14 protein-coding genes and 3 tRNA genes are annotated in these 19,686 nt (G+C 71.2%); 7 read left to right on the forward strand and 10 right to left on the reverse strand.

Features of this window, described 5'->3' with window-relative positions; all coding sequences use genetic code 11:
- Positions 1–12: 12 nt before the first annotated feature.
- Both ACFWN2_RS12770 and ACFWN2_RS12775 read right to left on the reverse strand, forming a co-directional pair.
- Positions 13–828: an SDR family oxidoreductase gene (locus ACFWN2_RS12770; protein ID WP_382427137.1), complete on the reverse strand. Its 816-nt coding sequence runs from the start codon at positions 826–828 to the stop codon at positions 13–15.
- 81 nt (positions 829–909) lie between these two features.
- Positions 910–1,458 (reverse strand): TetR/AcrR family transcriptional regulator, encoded by a 549-nt coding sequence (locus ACFWN2_RS12775; protein WP_382427139.1) that lies wholly within the window; start codon positions 1,456–1,458, stop codon positions 910–912.
- Positions 1,459–1,544: 86 nt separating this feature from the next.
- On the opposite strand from ACFWN2_RS12775, the gene ACFWN2_RS12780 reads away from it, so the two are divergent.
- A complete protein-coding gene (locus ACFWN2_RS12780; RefSeq protein ID WP_382427141.1) occupies positions 1,545–2,312 on the forward strand; it encodes an SDR family oxidoreductase in 768 nt (255 codons plus the stop codon).
- Between the two features lie 69 nt (positions 2,313–2,381).
- A complete protein-coding gene (locus ACFWN2_RS12785) occupies positions 2,382–3,065 on the forward strand; it encodes a DUF899 domain-containing protein (protein ID WP_382427142.1) in 684 nt (227 codons plus the stop codon).
- 45 nt (positions 3,066–3,110) lie between these two features.
- Here ACFWN2_RS12785 and ACFWN2_RS12790 read toward each other — a convergent pair whose 3' ends face one another.
- Entirely contained in the window at positions 3,111–5,729 is a 2,619-nt protein-coding gene (locus ACFWN2_RS12790; RefSeq protein ID WP_382427143.1) for an ATP-binding protein, read from the reverse strand.
- Between the two features lie 16 nt (positions 5,730–5,745).
- Positions 5,746–6,420 carry a DUF2306 domain-containing protein gene (locus tag ACFWN2_RS12795; protein ID WP_382427144.1) on the reverse strand — a complete coding sequence of 225 codons (675 nt, stop codon included), beginning with the start codon at positions 6,418–6,420 and terminating at the stop codon, positions 5,746–5,748.
- Between the two features lie 218 nt (positions 6,421–6,638).
- Here ACFWN2_RS12795 and ACFWN2_RS12800 point away from each other — a divergent pair.
- The 4 genes from ACFWN2_RS12800 to ACFWN2_RS12815 all read left to right on the forward strand — a co-directional run bounded on the left by ACFWN2_RS12800 (position 6,639) and on the right by ACFWN2_RS12815 (position 9,243).
- Positions 6,639–6,712: transfer RNA gene (locus ACFWN2_RS12800), tRNA-Arg, on the forward strand.
- Positions 6,713–6,719: 7 nt separating this feature from the next.
- Positions 6,720–6,792, forward strand: a tRNA-Ala gene (locus tag ACFWN2_RS12805).
- Between the two features lie 16 nt (positions 6,793–6,808).
- A complete protein-coding gene (locus tag ACFWN2_RS12810) occupies positions 6,809–8,125 on the forward strand; it encodes an SDR family NAD(P)-dependent oxidoreductase (protein WP_382427146.1) in 1,317 nt (438 codons plus the stop codon).
- The gene (locus ACFWN2_RS12815; RefSeq protein WP_382427147.1) at positions 8,119–9,243 is read left to right on the forward strand and encodes a ribonuclease inhibitor; all 1,125 of its coding nucleotides are present in this window, start codon (positions 8,119–8,121) and stop codon (positions 9,241–9,243) included. The genes ACFWN2_RS12810 and ACFWN2_RS12815 overlap by 7 nt, the downstream gene beginning before the upstream one ends.
- A gap of 17 nt (positions 9,244–9,260) precedes the next feature.
- On the opposite strand, the gene ACFWN2_RS12820 is transcribed toward ACFWN2_RS12815, so the two are convergent.
- Both ACFWN2_RS12820 and ACFWN2_RS12825 read right to left on the reverse strand, forming a co-directional pair.
- Positions 9,261–11,033, reverse strand: a complete 1,773-nt coding sequence (locus tag ACFWN2_RS12820) for an AAA family ATPase (RefSeq protein ID WP_382427148.1) — start codon at positions 11,031–11,033, stop codon at positions 9,261–9,263.
- Positions 11,030–12,415, reverse strand: a complete 1,386-nt coding sequence (locus ACFWN2_RS12825; protein ID WP_382427150.1) for a hypothetical protein — start codon at positions 12,413–12,415, stop codon at positions 11,030–11,032. Before ACFWN2_RS12825 ends, ACFWN2_RS12820 begins: the two co-directional genes overlap by 4 nt.
- Before the next feature lie 25 nt (positions 12,416–12,440).
- On the opposite strand from ACFWN2_RS12825, the gene ACFWN2_RS12830 reads away from it, so the two are divergent.
- Positions 12,441–12,515 (forward strand) — tRNA-Cys (locus ACFWN2_RS12830).
- Here the strand turns inward: ACFWN2_RS12830 and ACFWN2_RS12835 are convergent.
- From ACFWN2_RS12835 to ACFWN2_RS12850, 4 genes are all read right to left on the reverse strand, one after another.
- On the reverse strand, positions 12,513–13,352 hold the full coding sequence (locus tag ACFWN2_RS12835; protein WP_382427152.1) for a hypothetical protein: 840 nt from the start codon (positions 13,350–13,352) through the stop codon (positions 12,513–12,515). The two genes, ACFWN2_RS12830 and ACFWN2_RS12835, sit on opposite strands and share 3 nt — an antisense overlap.
- Positions 13,353–13,404: 52 nt before the next feature.
- Positions 13,405–13,698, reverse strand: coding sequence for a hypothetical protein (locus tag ACFWN2_RS12840; RefSeq protein ID WP_382427153.1), 294 nt, complete (start codon positions 13,696–13,698; stop codon positions 13,405–13,407).
- Positions 13,699–13,827: 129 nt separating this feature from the next.
- Complete coding sequence (locus ACFWN2_RS12845) at positions 13,828–16,542, reverse strand: GH92 family glycosyl hydrolase (RefSeq protein WP_382427155.1); 2,715 nt, start codon at positions 16,540–16,542, stop codon at positions 13,828–13,830.
- Positions 16,543–16,796: 254 nt separating this feature from the next.
- Positions 16,797–19,556, reverse strand: a complete 2,760-nt coding sequence (locus tag ACFWN2_RS12850; RefSeq protein WP_382427157.1) for an EAL domain-containing protein — start codon at positions 19,554–19,556, stop codon at positions 16,797–16,799.
- Positions 19,557–19,686: the final 130 nt, after the last annotated feature.

Below are 19,686 nucleotides of genomic sequence, written 5' to 3' on the forward strand. Positions count from 1 at the left end.
GCCAGTATCGCCTCACACCTCGTGATCGGCGGCGTGCGCGGACTCCTTCTGCGCCTCGAACGCCGTGAGCCGCTCCCGCACCGCGTTCGTGACCAGCTCGTAGGCGTCGGAGTTGAGCAGCAGCCGCAACGGCGGCGCGTCGGACAGCGCGGCGTTGATGATCGCGTTCGCGACCCCCGACTGACTGCCGGGCATCGAGTCGACCGGTGGCGGTGAGGTGTCGGCGGGCCCACCCCGGTAGGGCTCGCTGACCGGCACGCGTTGCGCGGAGTCGTAGAAGCTCGTGCGGACCATGCCGGGCTCGACGAGCACCGTGCTGATGCCGAACGGCGCGATCTCCGCGGCCAGGGCCTCGAAGTAGCCCTCCACACCCCACTTGGTGGCGTGGTAGATCGCGAAGCCGGGGAACGTGATGTGACCGCCCATGCTGGACACCTGCACGAGCACCCCGCCGCCCTGCTGCCGCAGCAACGGCACCGTCCTGCGCGCGACCTGGATCGACGCGGTCAGGTTGGTGGCGATCGAGTCCTCGACCTGCTGGTCGCTCAGGTCCTCGGCCGCGCCGAACACACCGCTGCCCGCGTTGGAGACGACCACGTCGATGCGGTCGTGCTCGGCGAACGCCTGCTTGAGGACCTGCTGGAGTTGCACGGTGTCCGTGACGTCGAGAGCGCGGCGCCACAACCGGTCGCCGTACCGCTCCGCGAGGTCGTCGAGCCTGCGGGGATCGCGCGCCGTGGCGGCCACGCGGTGCCCGCGCTGGAGGACCTGCTCGACGAGTTCGCGCCCGATCCCCCTGGACGCTCCTGTGATGAACCAAGTGGACATGGCTTCCACGCTAGGAAGCCACAGCCATGAGCACCAGCGATGGTTTCGCACCTCAGTCATGCGTCGCGCGCATGGCTCCGCTCACCTCGCGAACACGGCCTGCACGGCGTCGAACGGGCTGGTGGAGCGCAACGCCCGGGCCGTGATCAGCGCGCCCTCGGCCCCGGCGACGACCGCGTCCGCGAGCGTTCGCGCATTGGCCTGGTCGAGTCCGAGCGTGGTGAAGTGGCCTGTCAGGGCGGTGATGATCGCCGTGAACGAGCGCGCGCTGACCTCGCCGAGGTCGGCCGACTCGATCACCAGCGGCGCGACAGCGCAACCCTGCCGGTAGTCGCTCGCCACCAGGGCGGCCCTCGCCAGGTCCAGGTAGGCGCGGACGAGGTCGGCGGGCGTTCGGGCGTCCGCGGCCGCCCTGTCGATGTTCGCGACCTGTTCCCGCGTGTGCAGTTCCGCCGCCTCGGCCGCGAGTTCGGCCTTGCCGCCGGGGAAGTGGAAGTACACCGAACCGCGGGGCGCCTCGCTGCGCTGCACCACGTCCGACAGCGCCGTCGCGTGGTAGCCCTGCTCGCGGAACAGCTCACGAGCAGCGGACACCATCTTCTGACGTGCGTCGGAGCGCCGGCCTGCCATGCCGTCACGCTACCTGAAGGTATGACGTCCGACATAGCTTGTTGCAAAGTATGTCGACCGACATAGCATGGAGCGAGGAGGTTCTCATGTCATCTGTTCTGATCACCGGCGCGTCGAGGGGAATCGGCCGCGCCATCGCCGTCGAACTGGCGGGGCGCGGCCACCGCGTCATCGCCACCGCCCGTCACCCGCGGGACCTGGCGGACGTGCCCGCCGACCTGCGCCTGCCACTCGACGTGACCGACCAGGCGAGCGTCGACGAGGCCGTCGGCGCGGCCGGCGAGGTCGACGTCCTGGTGAGCAACGCGGGCGCCACCGTCCGCGCGCCGCTGGAGAGCGTGCCGATCGCCGAACTGGAGAACCTGTTCCAGCTCAACACCTTCGGTGCGCTGCGCGTGGCACAGGCAGTGCTGCCCGCGATGCGCGAACGCGGTTCCGGCCGGCTCGTCTTCGTCTCCAGCGTCCAGGGCAGGGTGGTGCTCCCGGTCATCGCCCCGTACGGCGCCAGCAAGTGGGCGCTGGAGGCGATCGCGGAGGGCCTCGCCCTCGAAGCCGGTCACTTCGGCGTGAAGGTCAGCATCGTGCAGCCGGGCGCGGTCTCGTCCGGCGGAGCGGAACGGGCGAAGGCCTTCTTCGCCGACGACGACCCGTACCTCCCGTTGCTGCGGCAGGTGGGCGCCCTGCGCGGCGAGTCGGTCACGCCGGAGGAGGTCGCGACGGTCGTCGCGGACACGATCGAACACCCGGCCCCCGCACTGCGCGTCCCGGCGGGCCTTCCTGCCGAGAAGCTGCTCCGCGCCCGCAAGGACGCACCCGACGAGATCCCGTTCCTCCCCGCGCGACTCGACTGGTAGACGCCCCGCGAGTTGCCGCGCCCCCGCCGCCGGGTTCTGCTGGAGACCGACCCGGAAGGAGCGGCCCTCGTGAAGACCCCACCCGCAGTGTCCGCCGACGACTGGAACGCGGCCCGCGAAGTGCTGCTGCGCAAGGAGAAGGAGCACACCCGCGCGAAGGACGCGTTGGCGGCGGAGCGTCGCCGCCTGCCGTGGCTCCGGATCGAGAAGCAGTACGTCTTCGAAAGGCCGCAAGGCGAAGCCGGCCTGCCCGACCTGTTCGACGGGCGCCGCCAGCTGATCGTCTACCGGCACTTCTTCGAACCCGGTGTCGCCGACTGGCCGGAGGGCGGGTGCAGCGGCTGCGCGATGTTCACCGACAACCTCGGCCACCTGGCCCACCTCAACGCCCGCGACACGACGTTCGTGCTGGCCTCCGCCGCCCCGCAACCCGACATCGAGCGGTACGCCCACCGCATGGGCTGGGGTGACATCCCCTGGTACACGACGCACGACGACTTCTCGGAGGACTTCGGCGTCGACGAGTACTTCGGCCTCAACGTGTTCGTCCGCGACGGCGACGACCTCTACCGCACCTACTTCACCAACGCGCGTTCGGCGGAGCAGATCGGGAACGTCTGGAGCCTGCTCGACCTGACGCCGCTCGGGCGGCAGGAGGAGTGGGAGGACTCGCCGGAGGGGTACCCGCAGGAGCCGCCGTACGTGTGGTGGCGCCGGCACGACGAGTACGGCACCGCGGAGGATGCGGGCTGACCACGCACGACGATCGAGACACCGCCGAAGCAACCCCGCCGACCTTCACGGCGCAAGCCCCGGATGGTCCCTGAGCTGCCGCCGGGAAGTCACCCCGAGCTTGTGGAAGATCGCCCGCAGGTGCGCGTCGACCGTGCGCTTGCTGACGAACAGCTGCCCCGCGACCTCGTTCGACGTCGCACCGGAGGCGACCAGCCGGGCGACCGCCAGCTGTTGCCGCGTAAGGGTTTCGTGGGTCGACGCGGGCCGATGGGCGATCTCCTGCCCGGCGTCGCGGAGTTCCTCGGCGGCACGTGCGGCGAACCCCTCTGCTCCAGACGCCGTCAACAGGTCGTGGGCGGTGCGCAGCTCCCGCAGGGACTCGTCGCCCCGTCCGGCGCGCCGCAGCCACTGCCCGTACAGCAGGTGGGCTCGGCCCCGGTAGGGGCGCAGCGGACTGTCCTCAAGTGACTCGACGGCCTCGCGGTAGTCGTCCTCTGCGCCCGTCACCAGGCCGCGGGCGTAGGCCGTGACTCCCCGGCCGAGATCGGTCCCGGCGGCGCGGGTGCGTTCGGTCAACGCCTCCAGCGCTCGTGCGGCCACATCGGGTTGTCGTTGCCGGACGGCGGCTTCGACGAGTTCGGGCAGGGCCACCCCGACGAGGAACAGGTCGCCGTGCTCCGTCGCCGCGCGGGCCGCCGATAGTGCCGCCTTGTGGTCACCCAACCCGTTGTGCAGCAACGCGGCGCTCCAGTGCAGGCTGGCCACGTGCCCGGAGCCGCCGCCGGCTTGGAGTAGGTCCAAGGTCTCCTCGCGGTGGCCGCTCATCGCCGCCAGCAGGAGCCGGTGGTGTCGCAACGGCGGTTCCCCGACCGCGTCGGCGATCGCCTCCTCCTCGGCGGTCGCGGCGAGCGCCTGGCCGACGTCACCGCAGAGCACGGCCCCGGTCGCCTTCTGGGCGAAGGCGAGTCTGAGCAGCATCGGCGAACCCGACTCGCGCCCCGCCTTCAGCAGCCACTCGGCGAGGGTGAACTGCGTGTCGAGGTCCCACAGGTCGGTGCCGATCATCGACGCCAGCGCGGGCCGGCGGAGTTGGCCGTTGTGCAGTGCGGCCCGCAGCAGCGGAAGCGCGGCGCCGTACCCGTGCTCGGCCCAGGTGGTCAGCGCTTCGAGGAGGTCCGGCTCGCCAGGAGGCGGTGCCACGGCGCGAGCCGCGGCGAGGACCTCCTCGACGACACCGCCCGCGCGGCCCACGACGAAGCTGGTCTCGACGGCGTCGAGGAAGCACTCGCGGGCGAGGTCGGGCGCAGGGCCGGCCAGGCGTCGCGCCGCGCTCACCGTCCACGACGGACCACTCGTGTCGCCGGGCCTGCTGAATGCGATCCGGCCCCGCAGCTGGTCGGCGCGAGCGTGCTGGACCTCGTCGAGCGCGGTGGTCTCGACGGTGGCGAGGAGATCCGCGGCGCGTTCTAGGACGCCCGCCTCGACGCAGGCCTCCACGGCGGCCAGCGTGCGCGTGGCGCGGCGTCGTCCGTCCAGCGACAGGGCGACCGCGCGTTCGAGGAACGCTGCCGCCGCCGCGACGCCGCCCCGCGACCGGGCCCGTGCCGCGCACTGCTCCAGGTCCGCTGCGACGCCCTCGTCCGGCCCGGCGCAGGACTGCGCGCGGTGCCAGGCCCGCCGGTCCGGTGCCGTGAGCGCGTCCGTGGCGTCGGCCAGAGCCCCGTGCACCGCACGTCGCGTGCCCTCGGACGCGGCCCGGTAGACCGCCGAACGCGCCAGCGGATGGCAGAAGCGGACGCGCGCGCCGAACTCGACCAGCCCGGCGGTCTCCGCCACCGCTCCGCCGACCCCCAACGCTTCCGCAGCGGGCCACAGCAGGCCGGGATCACCGGTGGGATCCGCACTGGCGATGGTGAGCAGCAGACGTGCGTCATCGGGCAGATCCGCCAGCCGGACGCGAAACCCCTCCTCGACCCGCGACGGCACCGCGGCAGGAGCGGTGAATCCGCCGTCCAGGGGCAGTTCCAGCAGCGCCAGCGGGTTGCCACCGGCCTCGGCGACGAGCCGGTCGCGAACCCGGTCGTCGAGCGGGAACGGGTGGCGCGCCGCCAGCAGGGCCTTCGCGTCCTCGTCGCCCAGCCCGCCGACGTGCAGGAGCGGCAGCTCGCCGAGCGCGTCCACTGTGGACGAACGCAGCGCGAGCACCACGGCGACGGCGTCGGCCCCGGTCCGACGAGCGAGGAACGCGAGAGCCTGCGACGAGACGGAGTCGAGCCACTGCGCGTCGTCGATCACGCACAGGACCGGCCGCCCCGCCGCGGTGACGAGGTCGAGGACCGCCAGACCGACCTGGAACGGCTGCGGCGTCCCACCGGCCAGCCCGAACGCGATCCGCACCGCCTCCCGGCGAGGCGCGGGCAGGTCCGGCAGGTGACCGAGGACCGGGACGCAGAGCTGGTGCAGCGCGGAGTACGGCAGCTCCTGCTCGAACTCGGACCCGGCCGCACGCAGCACGAGGAACCCGGAGGCCGCCCCCACCGCGTGCGCGAGCAACGCGCTCTTGCCGATGCCCGCCTCACCGCTGAGCACCAGCGCACCACCGCGACCCTCGCGCGCACGCCCGACGAGCTCGTCAACACGCCGCTGTTCGCCGTGCCGGCCGATCATCACCACACCGCTCATTCTGACGGCCGGGACCTCACCCGGTGCTTACCGGCACCTTTCGCTGCCCCTTGAGGAACCGGTGGACGATGAAGTACTCGGCCACGAGCACGTTGCCCAGCAACGACAGCCACGCGCTCGTCGTGTAGACCTCGCGGTACTCCAGCCACGTCACCGAGTTCATCAACGCGAGCAGCGGCAACTGGTAGAGCCGCAACGTCACCGCGGCGAACGTCAGCGTGTAGTTGCGGATCATCCAGACGCGATGCATCTGCACCTCACCCTGCCGAATGGTGCTGTAGGCCTTCGCCGCCGTGTACAGCCACGCGATGATCAGCACGAAGAAGGCGACCTGCAACGCGAACCCGCTCTTCGTGACCGCCGACGAGTAGACGGCCGCGAGCGAGGCGACGACGACCGCCACCAGGTAGACCCGCCCCGTCACCCGGTGCAGCCGCGGGTAGCGCGTCCGCAGCTTCGGCACGAACTGCCACGGCCCGGTGACCAGCGCGATGCCGGCGGGCAGCGCGTGGATCACGAGACTCGTGTAGTAGCCCGGCGTCGTCCGGTCGAGACCCGGCACCGTCGTGCCCCCGACCAGGTACGGCGGCACGAAGACGGCGGCGGTGGCGAGAGCCAGCAGCGCGAGGAGCCCCCACAGGAACCACCACCAACGCCTGCCGGCGGCCCGTGACACGACTGCAGTGGACATGCGTGAATCCCACTTCCTGTGCGGAACGGTCGAGGTCGCGCAACCGCAGGGCCGTCACGTCGCCGTGCGACGGCGAGGGGCCGCGGTCCGCGGGCTTGATCATCAACCGCTTCGCGGGCGTGCCGCATCGGCACAACATGCCTATTTCGCGTCCGCCCGGCCACCACAGCAGGGCCGCAGGGGCGGGGAGAACAGGCCGGATACGATGACGGCAATGCCGGGGTCGTAGCGCAGAGGCAGTCGCAGTGGACTCCGAATCCATCACACGCCGGTTCGAATCCGGCCGCCCCGGCAGGCCAGGCCCTGTAGCGCAGAGGCAGTCGCGCCACCTTTGCAGGGTGGAGGACGCCGGTTCGAATCCGGCCGGGGCCACGCGACGGGAGACAGCATGATCACCGAAGCCGACCTCGCGGCGTTCCACGACACCGTCGCGCGGCTGCGGGCGCTCCCGGCCGACGACCCGGTGCGGCTCAAGGCCGAACGGGTCGCCGAGTCGTTCGCGCGCGAGGGCAGGAAGCACCGCAGGAAGGTGCGCGGCGCGGAGGACGCCCGAGCCGACGCCGCCGTGGACGCGGCGACCGCCACGGGCGCGCTGGACCGCCGGGAGGACGCACCGCTTCCTCCGGTCGACGCCACGGGCACCCGCGAGCTGGCCAAGTCCCGGCGTTGCTACGTGTGCAAGGACTTCTACCGGCTCGCGGACGCGTTCTACCACCGGCTCTGCCCGGCCTGCGCGCGCGAGAACACGGAGCGCCGCACCGCGAGCGCAGACCTGAGCGGCCGCAGGGCCCTGCTCACCGGAGGGCGGGTGAAGATCGGTTTCCAGGTGGCGCTGATGCTGCTGCGGGACGGAGCTGACCTGCTCGTCACGACGAGGTTCCCGCGCGACGCGCATCGGCGGTTCGAGGAGGTTCCCGGCAGTGAGAAGTGGCTGCACCGGCTGACGGTCGTCGGCATCGACCTGCGCGACCCACGTCAGGTGCTCGGCCTCACCGAGTCGTTGCGCGAGGACGGCAGGCCGCTCGACGTCCTGGTCAACAACGCCGCCCAGACCGTGCGCCGCCCGCCGGAGTCGTACGCGGCGTTGATCGCCGGCGAGACCGGAACGCCTCCGAAGGCGTTGCTGGCGCCCGGCTTCAGCCCGATGCTCGCACTGGGACCGAGCAGCGGCGCGCTGGCACTGGCGCAGCTCGACGAGGCCGGGTTGCTGCCGGACACCTCCGCGGCGAACTCATGGTCTGCACGGGTGGGCGAGCTCGACGCGGCAGAGGTGCTGGAGACACATCTGGTCAACGCGCTCGCGCCGACGTTGTTGTGCGACAGGCTCTTGCCGCTGTTGCTGGCCTCGCCGCACCCGCGCCGGTACGTCGTGAACGTGACGGCCGTCGAGGGCCGGTTCGCCGTGCGGAACAAGACCTCCGGGCATCCGCACACGAACATGGCCAAGGCCGCGCTCAACATGCTGACCCGCACCAGCGGCCCGGAGCTGGCCGAGCAGGGCGTCTACATGTGCTCCGTCGACACCGGCTGGATCACCGACGAGAACCCCGCGCCGAAGAAGGCCCGGCTGGCAGAGGACGGGTTCCGGACGCCGCTGGACGTCGTGGACGGTGCGGCACGCGTCTACGACCCGATCGTGCGGGGCGAGGCGGGCACGCCGGTCGCCGGGGTGTTCCTCAAGGACTACCGGGAGGCGGCGTGGTGAGCCCGCTGGAGCCGCTGCTCGCCTGGCTGCGCACCGGCACGACGACGGGGGAGCGGCTGGACTTCCCGACCGGTACCGCGCTGCCCGACGGCAGGCTGGACCTCTGCAAGCAGGACCTCGGACCCGACGGCGCCGCACTCGTCGCGCAGGCGTTGCGGCCCGGCGTGGTCAAGCACCTGCTGCTCGGCACCGACGGTCTCGGCGACGGCGCGGCCGAGGTGGCGGGAGAGGCGGTCGAGCGCGAGGTCGAAACGCTCTACCTGGGCTGCAACGGGATCACGGCGGGCGGTGCCTGCCGCATCGCGGACAACCTGCGGATGTCACCCCAGGCGAACCGCGTGACCGGCATCTGGCTCAAGCGCAACCCGATCGCCGACGGCGACGCGGCCGCCGGGCTCGTCGAGGCGGCGCGGTCGTTGCGCACTCTGGACCTCGTGCAGACCGATCTGGACGCCACAGCCGTGGAACGCCTGGCAGCGGCCGTGATCACCGCTGTCTCCGAGGGCAGGCCCGTGGAGCGCCTCTACGTGGGCGGCAACCCGCTCGGCCCGGCCGGCGCGTCCCCTCTCGCGGCACTGCTGGCGGCCGACGCGGTGAGCGAGCTGTACGTGTCCGCGGCCGGGCTCGGCGACGAGGGCGCGCACGTCCTCGCCGACGCGCTCGTCCCAGGCAGGCTGCGCCGGATCTCGCTGGCCAGCAACGGGATCGGCCCGCAGGCCGCCGCGAGGCTGGTGACCGCGGCCGCGCGGGCGGGCGTCGAGGTGTGCGACCTCGGGCGAGTCAAGGCCGCCGGAGTACTGGGCGCCGAGGACAACCGGCTGGACTCGGCGGCCGCGACGGCGATCGCGGACGCGTTGGCGGACCGGCCCCACCGGTTGCGGCACCTGGTGCTGAGCAACACCGGCCTCGGCAGCCAGGCCGCCCACCGGTTGCTCGACGGCGCCCAGCGCGCGGTCAGCCCCACCCGTTTCGTGCTGGGCAAGGGGGTCGCGCGCAGCATCACGCGCAGGCTCGACGCGCTGAGCGCCGAGGTTCCCGCGCGGCCCGACGTGCCGGTGGACGTGGCGGCGGTGCGCAGCGTGCACCGCCAGCCGGTCGACCAGGACCTGTCCGGCTGACGGCAACCGGAGCACGGCTAGCGAGGCATCTTCGCGAACACCTCGACCCAGAACCGCTGCCGGTCCTCCGCCATGCCGACCAGGTACGTGGCCCGCAGCTTCGGCGGCAGCAGCGCGACCAGCCGTGCGACGACCTTGCGGTGCCGCCGCAACTGGGACAGCTCCGCGTTGGCCAGCACCTGGTGCACGACGTCGCCGTCGTTGCCGCCCTCCGGTGACGCCGACTCGGCGCGCAACCGGTCCTCCCACCTGTCCACCTGCCTCGCCAGCTCACCGAGCCCGGTCACGGGGCGGTGGGCCAGCCGGTCGACCAGCGCGGTCAGCGGGACGGGTGCGTACTCGCCCTCGCCCAGGTAGATGGTCGCGAGCTTCAGCGGCAGCCCGCGCTCGTGCAGCTTCACGAGCCGCTCGACGGTGCGCTTGGTGATCCACTCGCGACCCTCGTCGTCGATGTCGTGCTTCCACCACTCCAGGACGGTCTCCGCGACACCGCCGTACCTGCTGATCAGCCACTCGTTCGCCGGGATGTCGGCGGGGTCGACCACGAGCGACGCGGTGAAGCGCGTCGCCTGCGCGATGTTGTTGCGCGACACCAGGAGCTTGCGGCCGAGGTGGTAGGGCGGGTTCTGGATCGCCACCTGGGCACGCAGGTTCTCGATCGGCCGGCCGGCGAGCGACCACTCCTGCGTGATCTCCATCAGGCGTGCGAACGCGGCCTTGTCCTTGGGCCGGTTGTACTCGTCCCAGACGATCGCTTTCGGCTCGCCGCCGGTGAACGGGCGCGCCATCAGGTTCTCCAGGGTGCCCTCGGACGTCGGCAGTGGAGCGCAGAGGTCCTCGACGTTGGTGACGGGCAACGAGAAGTACAGCGGGTCCCTGCCCAGCCCTGCCCGCAGCGTCTCGCGCACGAGCTCGGTCTTGCCGCAGCCGGGCGGGCCCTGCAGCAGCACGGTCCAGCGGTTGCGCAGCGCCGCCTTCAGGACCCGCCGCACCGGGTCCGGGACGGTGGCGGGGTTGGGCACGCCGAGCGCGGTCGCGAGCCTGTCCAGGATCTCGCCGGTGCGGTCGGTGGTCTTCTTGCCGTGCGCCTCCTGCAGTCGCAGCCGCTCACCGTTGACCAGGGGAAGCGCCCAGCGCAACGGGAAACCCTCGCGCGCGTTGGCCAGGACGTGCTCCATCGTGCGCGGTGACAACAACTCCCGCAGCCCGGCGCCGAGCGAGCTCCACACACCGAAGAACGCGCCCAGGTCCCACTCGCGGTACCGCGACGCGAGCTTCTGGCGCCACGCGGTGTCGTTCGCCGTCATCCGCACCGTCACCATGCGGTCGAGGATCGCGAGGTCGCTGCGCCGGGCGGACGTCTCGGCGAGCGACTCGTTGTCGGTCAGGAACACGCCGACACAGCCCAGCTCGCGCAGGTCGTGCTCGCCGAGCGTCCAGTTGCACGCGATCTGCATGAGCTGAGACTGGATCGTCTCGCCCGCCTGCAGCGAGTCGTCGATCAGCAGCACGAACTTCCCGCCCGGCCGCAGCTGGCTCATCACCAGCTGGCGCAGCACGAGCTCGCCGTCCTCGCGCACCGGAGCGTTGATCAGCAGGTCGTCCGGCGTGAGGTTCGCGGCAGGCACGAACACCAGCTGCGTGTCCGGGTGGGCCTCGGCGAGGTGGGAGAAGAAGGTCGCGGTCTTGCCGATGCCGTGCGATCCGAAGATCTGCCCGGTCTGCCCGATGTCGATCATCGCGTCGATGAACGCGGCCAGCTCGGACCTCGCGGTGGTCGTCGTGGTCATCGGCTTCTTCCGGTCACGGGCCGCACGCGGTGGCAGGCCATGGGTGGTGTGTGGTGGTCGGGCCAGTCGTCGCCGCCTTCGGTGATCAGCCAGATCCACTTGTCCGGCTCGGCGGGGGTGACGTGCGGCGCGAGGCCGTCGGTGAGCATGATGACCGCGTCCGGGCGTTCCTCGAAGAGCTGTCCGTCCACAGCGGACCGGCCCTCGACGTGGTCCACGACGGCCTGGAAGCTGGTTCCGCCACCGCCGAGCACGGGCTCACCCGGCCGGAACGGCATCACGACACCGTCGAACGCGAGCCAGTGCGCCTGCACGCCGTCGATCCCGCCGACCAGGTCGGTCATCCACTCGACGACGCCGGCGGGCATCGACCCGGACGTGTCGTAGGCGATGACCAGCACCTTGTCCCGCACCGGCCCGCGCCGTGACAGCACCGGGTCGTGCCCGAGCGCGGCCAGCACCGCGCCGCGCTTCTTCGGGTACACCAGCCGCTCGCCCTCGCGCAGCTTCGACCCGAGCACGTCGACGAGCCACCGCTGCCACCAGTCGACCTTGCCGGTCCTCGCCGCGGTGCCCCGCAACGCGCCCGCGCCGAGGCTGCCCCACACCTTGCCCGCCACGTCCTCGGTGCGGCCCATCAGATCGAGCAGTTCGGACTCCGCGTTGCCGTTGCCGCGTCGCGCCGCCAGCAGCGAGTTCAGCAGCGCGGACGACACGACCGCGTCGATCGCCTGCTGGTCCAGCTGGACCTCGTGGGTGACGTGGACGCACAGCGGTGCCGGCACGGGTGGGTCGGCCATACGCTTGAGTTCGGTGTAGACGGTCATGTCGGTGTCGACGAAGTCCTGGTACGCCAACGGGGTGAACCCGTTCGCGGTGAGGTCCTCGACGTACTTCTCGTGGACCTCCACGGGGTTGATGCCGGTCTTCTTGCCGTCCAGCAACGGAAGTCCCCGGCCCAGCCGCACCGTCGCGACGTGGTTGATCACAACCTCGGCTGCGAGCGTGAACACCGGGTCGGCCCGCAGCTCCTCGTCGACGAACAGGTGCCGGTGCACCAGGTGCCGGGCCTCGTGGAACAGCACGAACTTCACGCCGTCCAGCCCGATGCCCACGAAGAAGCCGGGGTTGAACAACAGCAGGCACGTGCCGTCACCGGACGCGACGACGGCGGCCGTGTCGACCGCGGTCGTCGCGATCTGGTGACGGCACTTGGAGAACAGCCACGAGCCGACCGCGGACTCGGAGAGCCCGAAGTCGAGCAGCGCGGCCTCCTTGAGCCGCTCGGCCTCGGCCACCACCGAGGGCTCGGCCGGACGCCAGTTCGCCAAAGCCCGCCGGTCCGTCAGGTCGACGACCGGCGGGCGCTTGCGGTAGCTCATCTCTCCCACCAGTAGGATCCGTGCCGACGGGTCGTAGCGCAGAGGCAGACGCACACCCTGCAAAGGTGAACTACGCTGGTTCGAATCCAGCCGCCCGTCACCTTCCGGCGTGCGCGATGGCGCCGCTGGTCCGCACCAGCTCCGGCACCGTTCCGGCGAACGTCGGCAGCAACTGCGCGAGCACCGCCCACGCGTCCGGGTCGGCGCCCAACTCGGAGCGCACCAACGGACTGAGCACCGCGACGGCCTCCTCCAGCCTGCGCGGGAACAGCAGGCGCCCGAAGTGCAGCACCCCCAGCACCGCGTGCGGAGGTCTCGTCGTCTCGACGTACTGCACGAGTTCGACGATGCCCGCCTGCCGCAACCGGTGCGCGAACTTGGGATGCGACCCGAACTGGGTCCGCACCCGCGCCGGGCAGTCGATCCGTTCGGTCAGCGCCCACCGCGCGTAGCCGGGCAACGGCTCCGCCTCGTCCGCTGCCGCCACCTCGGCCCAGTCTTCGCTGGTCACCGACCGCACCGCGATCCGCGCCGTGCCCATCGTCCGCGCGGCCCGAAGCTCCCCGATCATCCCGTTCGGACCGACGGGGATCTCCCGCGTCTCGTGCGAGCAGAACGCGTCGACGCAGTGCTCGGCCATCGGCAGCCACGTCTCGCCGCGGCCGAACGGCCTGCCGCGCAGGATGTCGTTCTTGAGCGCGTCGGGCGTGCCGGAGTGGTGGAACACCAGCCCGCGAGTCCTGGGTTCGTCCTCCTCGAGCACCCACAGCCACACGGACCGGGGCGCTCCGAGCCGTTGAAGCTCTTGCGCCGCGCGGCTGTAGACGTGCCGTTCCGGCTTCCCGATGCCGAGCCGCCGCCGCACCACCGCCGCGTCCCCCGGCTCGACGAGCGAGAGCAGGAAGTGCACTCCCGGCAGGTTGTTCCCCCATGTCACAGCGGGGAGTATCGCAGAGGGCGCTGCGGCGGCGCGCCGGATTTCCCCGGCTCTACTTGCCGGCCTCCTGCAGCACGGCCTTCATCTCGTCGGGCCCGATGTAATCCGGTCCGGTCCACACCGTGACCAGGCTCTTGACCCGAACGGTGCTCGCCTGGCCGACCAGCACCCGGTAGACGCCCCACACGCGGTCCCTGACCTCGACTCCCGGCCCGCCGGAGGACTTGGACCTGATGAGCGGGGCGACCACCACGGCGTCCTCCTCGCCGTCCTTCACCCCCGTCTTCAGAACGACGACCTTCTTGTGCGCGCAGGTCCTGACTGAGCCGACTCGCAACGACGGCATGGCTGGTTCCTCCCCCTGGGTGCGTGACGAAAGCACTGTGTGCCAGGGAGGTCGACCGTTTGTCGATCGGATGTGGATCAGGAGTGGTGCTCCTGACCGGGCATCACGACCCGGCCAGGAGCACATCCGCTAACCGGCGTAGACCTCGAACTCGTAGATCCGCGCGGCCGTGTTGCCGTTGTTCGCCGGCGTGGTGACGTTCAGCCGGACGTACCGCGCCTGCCGTTGCGTGATCGGGTGGTGCGAACGGCTCGACCTCACCGACGACACGTTCACGACGGTGGTCCAGTTCGTGCCGTCGACCGACGTCTGGACGTTGTACGCGCCGGTGTTGTGGCCGGTGCTCTCACCGCCGAGTCCCGCGTGCTTCAGGACGAACGATCCGACGTTCTGCGTCGAGCCGAGGTCGACCTGGAGGAACTTCGTGCCGCTCGCCAGCGAGCACCACTTGCCGGACAGGCTGCCGTCGAACGCCTTGGCGGCGGCTTCGTTGGCGTTGCACGGAGTGGAGGCCGTGGCCGGCTTGTTCAGCGCGAGGTTGGTGCCGAGTGCCGGTGCGGCCGGTGGGGGAGTGAAACCGTCGTTGTAGGACGGTGGCACGTCCGCCGCGTTCGTGCCCCACGTGCTGGGCGACGAACCCATGGTGAAGTTCAGGGTGGCGTTGCCGGAGATGTCGCCGTACCGCAGCCAGGTCCGCGACGTGGCCGTCCCGTTGCGGTTGAAGCTCTGCACGTACTGGGAGGTCGGGCCGGCGCCGGAGCCGTTGATCTGCAACGTGCCCGACGGCCTGGTGACGGTGATCGACGGGAACAGCGGGCCGTGCAGGGCGAGCACGTCCGCGCCCGGCGTGGGCGGGTACAGGCCCATGGCGGACCAGACGTACCACGCCGAGGTGGCGCCGAGGTCGTCGTTGCCGGGCAGCCCGCCCGCGGCCGTGGTGAACGACTCGGTCATCACCCGCCGCACGGCCGCGCTGGTGCCCTGCGGGTAGGCGGCGTAGTGGTAGGCCCACGGCACGCCGTGCTCCGGTTCGTTGCCGATGTAGAAGTACGGCTGGCTCAGCCCTCCGTTCAGCTGGGTGAAGTGGTGGTCGAGGCGCTGGATCGCCGTCTTCGGGCCGCCCATCAGGTTGATCAGGCCGCCGAAGTTGTAGGGCACCATCCACGTGTACTGCGACGCGTTGCCCTCGGTGTAGCCGCTCGGGCTCGCCGGGGTGACGGGCCACGCCCACGAACGGTCGGTGTTGCGCTTCTGCACGTAGCCGGACTCGGGGTTGTAGACGTTCGCCCACCACTGGGCGCGGGTCATGTAGGTGTTGTACTTCGCCGTGTCGCCGACCGCTCCCGCGAACTGGGCGACGGCGAAGTCGGACGCCGAGTACTCCAGCGAGTCCGAGGGGTCCTCGGTGATGAACTGCCTGCTGACGTAACCGGACTGCCGGCCGCGGATCGTCCCGCCCTGCGTGGTGCCGCCGTTGGAGCTCTTGTCCATCAACGCCAGCGCGGCCGCGGTGTCGAACCCGCGCACCCCGAACGCGTACAGGCTCGACACGACGATCGGGCCGGGGTCGCCGTTCATCACGAAGTGCTCGTTGCTGTTGTGCGACCACTTCGGCAGCAGGCCGCCCTGCTGCCCATCGAGGACCATGGACTTGGCTATGTCACTGGACTCCGCGGGCGCGAGCAGCGCTATCAGCGACGCCCACGAGCGGTAGATGTCCCAGCCGGAGTAGTTCTGGTAGACGGTGTGGGACGCCGTGCGCACGGCCTGGTCGAAGCCGCGGTACTGGCCGTTGACGTCGCTGGCGATGTTGGGGTTCTGGAACACGTGGTACAGCGCCGTGTAGAACTTCTGCAGGTCCGCGGCGGACCCGCCGGTCGCCTGCACCCGGTTCAGCACGTCGTTCCACGCGGTGTCGGCGGCGGTCCTGGTCGCGGCCAGGTCGAAGCCGGGGGCCTCGGCGGCCAGGTTCGCCTGGGCGTTCGCGATGCTGACGAACGAGACGCCGACCTTCAGCTGCACCACGGGGTTCGCGGACGTGTCGAACGTGACGTAGCCGCCCGAGTTCACGCCGCTGGTGCTCGCCGACCCGGCGGTCACCGTGCCGCCCAGCCACGTGCCGAAACCCGTTGGCGCGCGGTCGAACTGGATCGCGTAGAAGAGCTGGTAGGTCTTCGACGCCCCGCAGAAGCCGCCGCCGGTGAACACCCCGGTGAGCTGGCTGCCGTTGATCGCGATCGACCCGTTGCGGTTGCCCGTGGCACTCCGGCTGCTGTTGATCAGCACGCGCGCCGTCGTCGTGCTGGGGTAGCTGAGCTTCATGAACCCGGTGCGCTTCGTCGCGCTCAGCTCGACGCCGGTGTTGTAGTTGTCGAGCCGGTTCTTGTAGTAGCCGGGCGCGGCCGACTCGTTGGCCTTCGTGTACGAGCCCGCGTAGCCGGTCCAGTTGGTGCCGGGGGAGGAGGTGATGTCACCGGTGATCGGGAGGATGCCGAGGTCCTCGTTGTTGGCGCAGCCCGCGCCGTTGAAGTGCGTGAGGCTGAACTCCTGGATGCTCGTGTCGCTGTAGCGGTAGCCCGACGGCGAGGCGGTCGGGGTGTCCGGGCTGAACTGCACCATGCCGAACGGCACCACGGCGCCGGGGTAGGTGCTGCCGCCCGCGCCACCGGGCACGGGGTTCGGCGAGTTGCTGTTGTCGGTGCCGATGAACGGGTTCACGTGCTGGGTCAGGGCGAGCGCGGCCGGTGCGGCGGTCGCGGGGGCGGTGAACAGGCCTGCGGTCAGCAGGCCGGCGACCATCAGGGGGATCGGGCGTCTGGCGCGTCGGTGCAGGGATCCGAACATCGACCTTCCTCTCCTCGTCAGGCAGGGAAGACAACGTTGTCAACGCGCAGGTCGGCCCGTCGGGAGTAACGACAACGCGACGCTGAGCAGTCGTCTCATGTGCGGGACGCTACTAGCGCTCGCCGTCTGGCACAGGAGACCGTTCGGCCGCAGACGGGGCGGTGGCGGGCGGCCGGGCGGCATGAAGTCGGCGACCTGTTCGGCCGCAGACGGGCAGAGCGCGGAGGCGATGGCAACGCTGTCGGGCCGCGACCTCACAGGTCCGCGAGCGGCACCGGCCTGCCCAGCAGGAACCCCTGCGCCTGGTCGCACCCGAGCGTCCGCAGGATCTCCAGCTGCTCGACCTGCTCCACCCCCTCGGCGATCACCGTCATGTCCACCGCGTGGGCCATCGCGATGATGCTCGTGACGATCGCCTCCGCCTCGTCGGAACGCCCCAGCCCCGCCGTGAACGAGCGGTCGATCTTGAGCGTGTCCAGCGGCAGGGCGAGCAGCTGGGCGAGGGACGAGTAGCCGGTGCCGAAGTCGTCGATCGCCAGCCGCACACCGAGGTCCCGCAGCGCCGCGAGGGTGCGGGCGGCCAGGGCCGGGTCGCGGGTGAGAGCGCTCTCGGTGATCTCCAGGCACAACGAGCTGGGGTCCAGGCCCGCCTTGTGGGTGGCGTGCCGGACCGCGGACACGAGCCACGGGTCGTCGAGCTGGCGCGCCGACAGGTTCACCGTCAGCTCCAGGTCCGGTGCGAGGTCGGCGATCTCGCGGGTGGCGGTGTGCAGCATGTGCGCGCCGATGATGTTGATCAGGTCGCTCTCCTCGGCGAGCGGGATGAACTCGCCGGGGGAGATGAGGCCGTAGCGCGGGTGCGTCCAGCGCAGCAGGCCCTCGACGGCGGTGCGCCGGTCGGTGCGGAGGTCGACGATCGGCTGGTAGGCGAGCCACAGCTGGTCGCCGAGCGGTGCGGTGCGGAGGTCCTGTTCGAGCTGGAGTCGGCGCTGGATGCTGTCGCGCAGCTCGACGTCGAAGAACGCGATGCGGCCGCGGCCCCTGGTCTTCGCCTGGTACATCGCGAGGTCGGCGTCGCGCAGCAGGTCGGCGCCGCCGCGGGGGTCGCCCGGCTCGGCGAGGACGATGCCTACGCTCGCGTCGACGTGCAGGCGGCGGCCGTCGACCGAGATCGGGCGGTTGAGCTCCGCGCGGACGTGGTCGGCGAGGGCGGTGGCCTCGTCCGGGCCGGTCACGCCGTAGGCGATGACGGTGAACTCGTCGCCGCCGAGCCTGCCCACTACGTCGCCTCTGCGGGCGCTGCGGCTGAGTCTCGTGCCGACCACGCGCAGCACCTCGTCGCCGGTGCTGTGGCCTAGCGAGTCGTTGATGACCTTGAACTTGTCCAGGTCGATGAACAGCACCGCGGTCAGTCCCGACCGGTGGGTGCGGGCGGCGGGGCTGAGCCGGTTGATCGTCACCGTGCGGTTGCAGAGGCCGGTCAACGCGTCGTGCGTCGCCTCGTGCTCCAGCTGGCTGTCGATCATGCGGCGTTCGGTGATGTCGGTGAACGACACGACCGTCGCCGACGGCAGCATGCCGTCCGGGGAGAGCGCGCGGGCGCTCAGCGACAGCCAGACGTGGCTGCCGTCCGGGCGCAGCGAACGGAGGATCCGGCCGTGCTGCGCCCTGCCGGTGGCGCGCGTGATGGCCGACGAGTAGTCCGCCTGCGCGATCGGCTGGCCGGACTCGTCGTGCAGCTCGGCCAGCGACGCGGGCTGGCCGATCACCTCCTGCGCGCGCACGCCGAGGATCCGCTCGGCCGCAGGGTTGACGGACTCGACGAGGCCCGTGCTGCCGACGACGAGCACACCCTCCTCGATCGCGGCGACCACGGCCGTGAAGTGGTGCTCGGCCCGTCGGCGCGCGGTCTCGTCCGCGCAGATCAGCACGTAGCCGTCGTCCATCCGGGCGGCCGAGACGCGCATCGCCAGCACGCCGCCGTCGAAGCTCCGGTGCACCGCGTCGACCACGCCACCGGCCTCCAGCACCTCGACCGGGTCCAGCGGCGCGCCCACGACCTCCGCGATGGGCCGTCCGATCACCTCGATCGCGCGCCGGCCGTAGACCTTCTCCGCGCTGCGGTTCCAGCTGGTCACGACGGCGTCGGAGGTGGTGGCGATCAACGCGTCGCTGACGTGCGCGGCCAGGGCGGCCTGGTAGCGCAGCGCCGCGGCGGCCGCCTTCTGCTCGGTGACGTCCCGCATGATCACCTGGAACGCGGGTCTGCCCTCCCACGTCGTGCGCACCGAGACCGACTCGATGTCGGTGGTGCCGCCGTCGAACCGCACGAGGACGGCGTCCGACGGGTCGCTCGTCGCGCCGGGTTCGGTGAGCTTCGAGATCCGCCGCAGCATCTCCGGCGCCGAGTCCGGGTGCACGAAGTCGGTGATCGGCCGTCCGAGCAGGTCGGACTCGGACCGCGCCCGCACGAACTGGACCGCCGCCGGGTTCGCGTAGACCAGCAGACCGGCCTCGTGCACCACGATCGCCTCGGGGGCGAGGTCGACCAGCAGCCGGTAGCGGTCGGCCAGGTCGGCGAGTTCCTGCTGCTGGACGTTGCGCCTGGTCACGTCCGCGACGACGCCGACCAGGGCCCGTGCGGACCCGTGGGTCGAGACGCGGGCGCGGAAGTGCAGCCAGCGCCTGCCGGCCGGGGTCTCGAAGGACTGTTCCAGCTCGAAGTCCTGCCAGGCCGGCGCGGCCTTCGCGGCCACGGTCAGCGGCGCGATCAGCTCGGCCAGCCGGGTGCGCACGACGTCGTGGGCCTCTCCCGGCACGCCGATCACCGCGTCGAGGCCCGGCTTCCAGCCCAGCCGGTCCGTGCCGAGGTCGAGCCACCAGACGACGGCGGCGCCGACCGAGAGCGCGAGTTCGACCAGCAGCTCGTGGTCGAACTCGTCGTCGCCGGTCAGGCCGCTCACGTCGTCGTTCCCCGATCCGACTTCTCGTGGGGACCGCGGTGGTGTGACCATCGGGAAGTCCTACTACACAGTTGACCAGAGCCGCATCCGTCTGGCGTGAACATGGTGTGCCGTTATATCGGGTCGCCGCGACCGGCCGATGATCAGGGCCCACTCTTCCGAGTCCATTGTGGACGATCAT

Origin of the sequence: Lentzea sp. NPDC058436 (assembly GCF_042721515.1) — a bacterium.
Classification (GTDB): domain Bacteria; phylum Actinomycetota; class Actinomycetes; order Mycobacteriales; family Pseudonocardiaceae; genus Lentzea.